7 protein-coding genes are annotated in these 7,096 nt (G+C 65.6%); 1 reads left to right on the top strand and 6 read right to left on the bottom strand.

Annotation, left to right across the window (positions count from 1 at the left end):
- From tssF to AC1DYX_RS25465, 6 genes are all read right to left on the bottom strand, one after another.
- Positions 1 to 1,637 (bottom strand): type VI secretion system baseplate subunit TssF (gene tssF, locus AC1DYX_RS25490; protein WP_477264075.1); only part of this gene is annotated, 1,637 nt, incomplete at its 3' end.
- A gap of 1 nt (position 1,638) precedes the next feature.
- Complete coding sequence (tssE, locus tag AC1DYX_RS25485) at positions 1,639 to 2,133, bottom strand: type VI secretion system baseplate subunit TssE (protein WP_477264073.1); 495 nt, start codon at positions 2,131 to 2,133, stop codon at positions 1,639 to 1,641.
- Between the two features lie 15 nt (positions 2,134 to 2,148).
- Complete coding sequence (locus AC1DYX_RS25480; RefSeq protein ID WP_477264071.1) at positions 2,149 to 2,643, bottom strand: Hcp family type VI secretion system effector; 495 nt, start codon at positions 2,641 to 2,643, stop codon at positions 2,149 to 2,151.
- A 43-nt stretch (positions 2,644 to 2,686) separates the two neighbouring features.
- Entirely contained in the window at positions 2,687 to 4,177 is a 1,491-nt protein-coding gene (gene tssC / locus AC1DYX_RS25475; protein WP_477264069.1) for a type VI secretion system contractile sheath large subunit, read from the bottom strand.
- A gap of 2 nt (positions 4,178 to 4,179) precedes the next feature.
- Positions 4,180 to 4,683: a type VI secretion system contractile sheath small subunit gene (gene tssB / locus AC1DYX_RS25470; protein WP_477264067.1), complete on the bottom strand. Its 504-nt coding sequence runs from the start codon at positions 4,681 to 4,683 to the stop codon at positions 4,180 to 4,182.
- 29 nt (positions 4,684 to 4,712) lie between these two features.
- Complete coding sequence (locus AC1DYX_RS25465) at positions 4,713 to 5,318, bottom strand: outer membrane protein assembly factor BamD (protein WP_477264065.1); 606 nt, start codon at positions 5,316 to 5,318, stop codon at positions 4,713 to 4,715.
- 318 nt (positions 5,319 to 5,636) lie between these two features.
- On the opposite strand from AC1DYX_RS25465, the gene tssK reads away from it, so the two are divergent.
- Positions 5,637 to 6,992, top strand: coding sequence for a type VI secretion system baseplate subunit TssK (gene tssK / locus AC1DYX_RS25460; protein ID WP_477264063.1), 1,356 nt, complete (start codon positions 5,637 to 5,639; stop codon positions 6,990 to 6,992).
- Positions 6,993 to 7,096 lie beyond the last annotated feature (104 nt).

Raw genomic sequence — 7,096 nt, 5'->3', positions numbered from 1 at the left:
ATGCAGGCGAACGGATTCCCCGGCAGCCACGCGGTGGCCGGCCGGTGCTCGACGGCGAGCACGCCGCCGATCTGGCGTTGCGACGCCGGGGAGCGCGGCAGGTCGTACAGCGCGAACATCTCGCGCAGCGCATCGATGCCGCCGCCGGACAACGACAGATGGTTCAGCGACAGGTGCGAAATCAGGCGCCAGTGCGCGCCGCGTCCGCGCTCGAACCGGTACGACGGCGTGGGCTTGCGCAGGAAGGCGATGGATTGCACGGTCGTCCCGCCCTCGAGGAACAGGTCGCCCCCGCGCACGCCGTATGCCAGCGCGGCCGGCAGGTCGCGGTTCGTGCACGTCAGCTCGATGCTGAGGGTGTCCGTCTCCACGTCGGCCGGGTCGAAGTCGATGTCGACGACGGAAATCTGCGTTTCGTAGCCGGGGCTCTTCTCGGCCAGCAGCGGATCGCGCCGCATGATCCAGTAATGGCCGCTCTTGTCCGGCATCTGGCCGTGGCGCAGCGAATAGAACGGCCGGAACTCGACGATGGATTCGCCCTGCGGCGTCTGGCGCACGAGCCGCACGCTGTCGATGGACTGCACCTCGAACGCCCAGGCACGGCGCGCATCCGCCAGCACGGGATGGCTGTCCGTCGTATGGGTCAGCCGGATCGGTTCGCCGCGCTGGCGGAACAGGTTGACGACGGGCGTGCAGCCCAGCAGCAGGTTCGTGGCGGACAGCTGGCCGAGGATGCGTGCCGTGTTCGAATCGGCGCGCAGGCCCGACAGGCCGAGGTGCAGCGTGATGGTGCGGCTGCCATGCGGCAGCGCCGCCGCCAGCGCGGACAGGTCGATGTCGAAAAAGTTGAACTTCTCGGGAAAGCAAAAGTATTCGGTCAAAAGCCGGTATGCCGTGTGCGAGCGGGCCGGAAAATCGATCAGCGCGTCGTCGTCGTCGAAGCCGGCCGGCCGCAGCGGCACGGCGGGCAGCGGCACCCAGCGGCCGTCGCCATCGCCCTCCACCCAGGCGCACACGGCGCGCATGAACAGCGCATCGCGCAGCGCGGCGCAGAATGAAGGTTCGCCGTCGATGAACACGCRCAAGGTGGGCAGCTGCAATGCCGCGATGGATGCCGCGCCCGTCGCGGACAGGGTGATCGCGATCGCGGCCGCGGCCTGCGGCGGCGGCCGCACGGCATCGGGCGCGTCCAGGATGGCGTCGAAGCGGGTATGCGTCAGCGCCAGCGGGGCCACCGTCACGGGATAGGCGGTGCGGAAGATGCACGGCGCGCCGCGCACCGGCCGCGTCGCGAGCTGCGTGCCGCGCGGGATTTCGCCGGCGGCACCGGGCTGCGCGGCGGCCGGACCGAAGTCCATGCGCGCGATCGAGCAGGACGGGAATGGGCGCAGGTAGTGTGGATACAGCACCTCGAACAGCGCCTCGGTGAATTCCGGGTAGTCGTCGTCCAGGCGCTTGGCGATGCGCGAATTCAGCAGGGCGAACGATTCGATCATGCGCTCGATGTGCGGGTCTTCGCACACCTCGCCGCCGACCAGCAGCTTGCCGGCGATCCTGGGATAGCGTTCCGAGAATTCGCGCGCGTGGCGGCGCAGGAAGCCGAGCTCCTGTTCGTAATACGGTAGTAACTGGTCCAACTCAGGCTCCCGGCACCGCCTGGCGGCGTGCCTTGCTGATGGTGTAATGCTGGCTCGATGGCTGCAGCACGGCGTCGAAATTCACGGGTTCGTGGGCCGTACTCACGACCATCAGCGCCGTGATCGAGAAATTCAGCCGGTTGACGGCGTCATCGCGCAGTTCGAGCCGGGCCTGCACATTGCGCAGGCGCGGTTCGTGGCGCGCGATGGCGGCCTCCAGGCTGCGGCAGATGAAGGCGCGGTCGTCGAAGCTCGACAGCGACAGTCCGGCAAAGTCGTGCAGGCCGTACGTGACGATGGAGCGCGCACACTCGGGGAAGCGCCGGAAGGCATCTTCCGGCGCGACCGTACGGGTGTTCAGCAGCGCCTCCAGGTCGCGCGCCACCGAATCCTTCATCTCTTCCAGCGACACGCGCGGCACGGTGCCCGCCGGAGCCTGCCCGGAGTGCTCGATGAGCCGGTCGAACAGCCCGGGCATGAAACCTTTGGCGGACATCGTGCCGGTGCGCCATCAGGCGGCGATCTTGTTGGCCGACAGGTCCCAGCCGCCCGACGTGTTACCGCCCGTGCCGCCATTGACCTTTTGCTGCGTGTACTTCCACTTGACCTTGGAGTACTTGATTGCCACGTCTTCGGTCAGGATGTTGCCCGGCTCGACGGACGGCGACACGCTGCTGATCAGGACATTTTCCAGTTCGATCTCGAAGTACTTCACGCGCTCCCCCTGGCCGTCGGCGCGCAGGAACTCGAACTTCGCTTTCGGGATGGTCTTGCCGGACGAGCAGGTCTGCAGCAGGATCGGCGTGGCCAGGTCGGCCAGCTTGGAGACGACGATGTCCTTGTGCTCGGTGCGCTCGGCCGTGTGGCCGCCGCCGGTCGATGCGGTGGCCGATTTCGGTTGCAGGACTTCCCACTGGACGCTCTTGACCTCGATCCAGTCCTTGTGCGCGTTGTCGGCGGACTCGCCCTTGATGCCGTCGATGTGCAGGTAGACGTCGATTGCCATGTTGTTCTCTTCCTTTCAGGTTGTACCAGGTTGATGGGGTTGGTCAGGCATTGCTCGATGCGGGCAGCTCCGCGACCAATCGGAGCGACACGGACAACTCGTCGAGCTGGAAATGGGGGCGCAGGAACGACACGGCGCGGTACACGCCGGGACGGCCCGGCACTTCCGAGACCTGCACGCTCGCCTCGCGCAGCGGGAATTGCGCCTTCTGTTCCTGGCTCGCGTTGTCGTCCAGGAGGACGTATTGCGTGAGCCAGCGGTTCAGGAAGTCCTCGACGTTCGCCGCGGCGGCGAAGCTGCCGATCTTGTCGCGCATCATGGCCTTCATGTAGTGGGCAATGCGCGAGACGGCGAAGATGTATTGCAGCTGCGCGGACAGCACGGCGTTCGCATTGGCGGCGTCGCTGGCGTACTTGCGCGCCTTCTGCGCCGACTGCGCGCCGAAGAACGCCGCGTAATCCGTGTTCTTGCAGTGGACGAGCGAGATGAAGCCGAGGTCCGAAAGCTCCTTCTCGCGACGGTCCGTGATGGCGATCTCGGTCGGGCATTTCAGCGCGATCTCGCCCTCGTCCGTCTTGAACGTATGCGTGGGCAGGTTTTCCACGAGGCCGCCGCCCTCGACGCCGCGAATCGCGGCGCACCAGCCATAGTCCTCGAACGCGCCCGTCAGCTTGGTGCCGAACGCGTACGCGGCATTGCACCACAGGTATTTGTGGTGGTCGGTGCCGTCCACGTCCTCGACGTAGTTGAAGCCCTCGGTGGTGGCACCGTCGGCCGGGTTGTACGGCAGGCGGCCGAGAAAGCGCGGCAAGGTGAGGCCGACGTAGCGCGCATCCTCGGACTCGCGGAACGCCTTCCATTTCGCGTATTCGACCGTATCGAACACTTTCGACAGGTCGCGCGGCTTGCCCAGGTCGGCGTAGCTCTCCAGGCCGAACAGCTCGGGCGACGCGGCCGAGATGAACGGTGCGTGCGCGGCGGCGGCCACGTGCGACATCTGCTCGATGAAATACATGTCTTCCGGCTGGCGCGTGATCTCGAAATCGCCGATCAGCGCCCCGAACGGCGCGCCGCCGAAGGTGCCGAATTCCTCTTCGTAGACCTTGCGGAACATGGTGCTCTGGTCGAACTCGATGGCACTCTGGAAGTCCTTGACCAGCTCGCGCCGGGTCGCGTTGAGCATCTTGACCTTCAGGTTCGGCCCCGTCGCCGTATTGCGCACGAGGTAATTCAGGCCCGTCCAGCTGGACTCCAGCTTCTGGAATTCGGGCGCGTGCATCACGGCCGACAACTGGGCCGAGATCAGGCGGTCCAGTTCCGCCACGCGGGCGTCGATGGTGGCCGCCAGGTTGTCGGACACGACGACCGTGCCCTCCATCACCTGGTTCACGAGTTCGGCGATCAGGTCGCGGGCGCGCGCATGCTCGGCGCCCGACTTGGCGACCTTGCTCTGCTCGACGATGCGGTCGAGCAGATCGGCTTCGAGAGCRGGCGTCGCGGCGGCCGCGGTTCCTTCGTTGAGTATCGCGGCCATGCTCATTCCTTCGTCGTCTGCTGGCCCAGGCGGGCCATCGTTTCGGTGCTGTTCAACACGTCGTTGAGCAGGTCTTCGAGCTTGTCGTTGCCGGCCAGCTTGTTGCGCAGGTCGGCCAGCTTCGTGCGCGCCTCGAGCAGCCGGCGCAGCGGTTCGACCTGGTTCACGACGGCCTCGGGGCGGAAGTCGTCCATCGAGCGGAACGTCAGGTCGACGGCGAACTCGCCACCCTCGTCCGTCAGCTCGTTCTTTACGCGGTAGGCGGCGCGCGGGGCGACGCCGTTCATCACTTCGTCGAAGTTGTCGCGGTCGATGCCGACGAAGCTGCGCTCCTTCAGGCGTTTCTGCGGTGCGTCCGGATTCGCGCCGAAGTCGCCGACGACGCCGACGACCAGCGGCAGTTCCTTGTTCTCGATCGCGTCGCCGATCTCCACGTCATAGGTCATCTGGACACGCGGCGGGCGGACTTTCTGCAGTTTCTTCTGCACACTGGAATTTCTGGACATGGACTGTTCCCGAGAGTTGGACGTAAGAGTTATTTCAGCGCGCCGAACGGATCGGCACCGGTTGCCCCCGCCACCGCGGGCTTCGCCTTCGGCTTGACGCGACCCTTGGTGGCGACGGCCTTGGCCGGCGCGGCGGGCACCGGCGGCGGCACGAGCACCTGTTCGCCCAGGCTTTCGCGCAGCAGCTTCGCGAGATCCTGCGATTCGGTGCGGATCGAGCCCGACAGGTTGTTCTGCCGGCTCAGGTCCGCCAGCGCGCGGGTCGACAGGCGCAGGCCGCTGATGGCGATGATGCTGTTGGCCAGGCGGTCGTTCGGATCGCGCACGAGGACTTCCTGGGCACTGACGATGGCGTCGCCGTACTGCCCGGCGTCGTAGCGGGTCTGCGCGATGCTCGACCACGGCGTCTTGTCGGCCGGGTAGGCGGCGGCCGCTTCCTTCCACAAGGTCACCGCGTCTTCCTTGCGGCCGGCGCTGCTGGCCTCGTTGGCCTTGGCGAGCAGTTCTTCCATCGTCGGGACGGGCGCCTTCTCGACCACCACGGGCTTCGTCGTGGAGCAGGCGGAAAGCACGATGGCGCAGGCGGCGGCGCCGATGAAACGGCCCATCCGGCCGGCTGGGAATGCAGGGGTCATGCGGGTCCTCGCAATGTAAAAAAAATGATGCCTTCGCATCAACTTTGTAAAACTTTTTTTATATTATCAGAAATGATTTTTTGATCAACCTCATAATTTTTGCCAATCGTACGCGTGTCGGTGAAAAGTGAAATACTCACCAATTTCCACTATTTCCCTATGATTGCGGTTGTAACCCAAAAGAATTTCGTCTATCCCCAAAGAATGTTCACGAATTATCACCAGGAAAATTTGTGTCATAGCCGTGCGCTACAAATGCGTAAGAAATGTTACCCTTCTGCCATTTTGATAATCGGCGGCACCGGGGATGACGAACGCATGAGCGGCAAAATCTTATGGGGAGAGGGACTGTTCCTCCGCCCCCAGCATTTCCAGCAACAGGACCACTATCACGAGGAACGGCTGCACCGCACGGCCGCGCTGCTGCACCCCTATGCCTGGGGCGTGGGCGCGCTGCAGGTCGACAGCGACGCTTTGGCGAACGAGACGCTGCGCGTGCTCGAGCTGTCGCTGCGTTTTCCGGACGGGGAGTTGTATGCCGCGCCGGGCGCGGACGAGTTGCCGGATGCCGTCGACCTCGGCCAGTTGCCGCAGTCCGTGCAGACCGTGACGTACCATGCCGCCCTGCCCGGCTTCAAGCCCTATGGCGCCAACTTCAGCGCGAACGGCGGCGCGCACGGGACGGAAAAGGCGAACGCGGCGCGCTTCCGCCAGCTCGACCGCGACACGCCCGACCTGTACACGGAGGCCGCGAGCGCCCGCCTGACGTATCTGCGCAAGACCGTGCGCCTCGTGTCGGACGCGGAACCGCTCGACGCCTACGTCCACGTGCCCGTGCTGCGCCTGCGCCGCGCCGCCACGGGCGGGTTCGAACCCGATGCCGCGTTCATGCCACCCAGCCTGACGATCAGGAGCGCGCCGCAGCTGTTCCTGCAGTTGCGCCGCCTGCTCGACGCGCTGCAGGCCAAGGTGAGCGCGCTGTACGGCCATCATCGCGAGCCGAGCCGGCATGTGATCGAATTCCGCTCGGGCGACATGGCGTCGTTCTGGCTCCTGCATACGGCCAGCACGGCGTGCGCGACGCTGGCGCATTATTTCCACCATCCGTCGCTGCATCCGGAACGCCTGTACGAACAACTGCTGTCGCTGGCCGGCAGCCTGATGACGTTCTCGAAAAGCTGGACGCTCGCCGACCTGCCGCCTTACCGGCACGACGATCCGGGTCCGGCGTTCGCCACCGTCCACCAGATCATCCGCGAACTGCTCGACACCGTGATCTCGTCGCGCTACTTCGCCATCGCGCTGCGCGAGGTGAAGCCGTCGTACTGGCATGGCATGCTCGATTCCGGCAAGATCGACGACAAGACGACGTTCTACCTGGCGGTGGCAGGCGACATGCCGGCCAGCGAACGGGTGGACGTGGTGCCGCTGCGCCTGAAGATCGGCGCGCCGGACGACGTGGAAAAATTCGTGCTGTCCGCGATGCCMGGCGTGCGCCTCGTGCACGCGCCGCAGGTGCCGGCGGCCGTCCCCGTGCGGCCGGACGCCGTGTACTTCGCCATCGAGGCCAAGGGACAGATGTACGAACGCATGCTGCAGGCGCAATCGATCTCGATCTACGTCCCCGGCAGCATGTCCGACGTGAAGCCCGAACTCGTGGCCGTGACTTCCTGACCTGAGAGACCCGCATGACGACCGCAACCGCCCCTTCCCTCATCGCCGCACAGACCCTGGCCTTCGCGCCGGCTGCGTCACAGACGCTGCTGGACCTGATGTAC

It is taken from the genome of Massilia sp. P2_C2 (genome assembly GCF_056404615.1).
The sequence above is the reverse complement of the archived record's forward strand: the minus strand, read 5'-3'. Positions and strand labels throughout refer to the sequence as shown.